The following is a 487-nucleotide window of genomic DNA, read 5'->3' on the forward strand; positions in this document are numbered from 1 at the left end:
CTGTTTTCTCTTATGTTTAATGCGAATGCAGTGACGGTTAACCCGCAAATCAATCTCAGTATTTCAAAGGATTATGCCTGGGATGAATTAAGGCGTCATATCGACGCCATTCCCGGAGACCGCATCAGTCTTGAAGAGTGGTGCGTTCATCACTGGCAGGAGTCCGTGGTTTATTTAATGCATGGCCATGATGATATGGATGTGATCAATGCCAGATTACTGCTTAACGCCATGCCGCCCCGAAGAAAGGTGATTGTGCAGACCCTGGACCTGGACAGCCATACCATGTTTTTTGGCAAAGATATCAAAAGAGTGTATGACGTTATTGCGTTAGCCGGCATGTATCGAAAAATGGCCGATCCGGGGATTGAATCCGCGGTGGGTAAGGCGGATTTAACACGAAAAACGCTGAGGAGAAAAAGGCGCAATGCGCTGTGTCTCTGCGATCCTTACCGGGATGTTCCGCTGAATGATAACGTGATATGGC

The 487-nt window shown here is 47.6% G+C and carries 1 protein-coding gene; it reads left to right on the forward strand.

The window, feature by feature from the left end:
* Nucleotides 1–12: 12 nt before the first annotated feature.
* Nucleotides 13–487, forward strand: a 475-nt coding sequence (locus tag ACU8YC_RS26525) for a hypothetical protein (protein WP_446896198.1), incomplete at its 3' end; no start/stop codon positions are given.

It is taken from the genome of Citrobacter sp. VF227, from assembly GCF_052950715.1.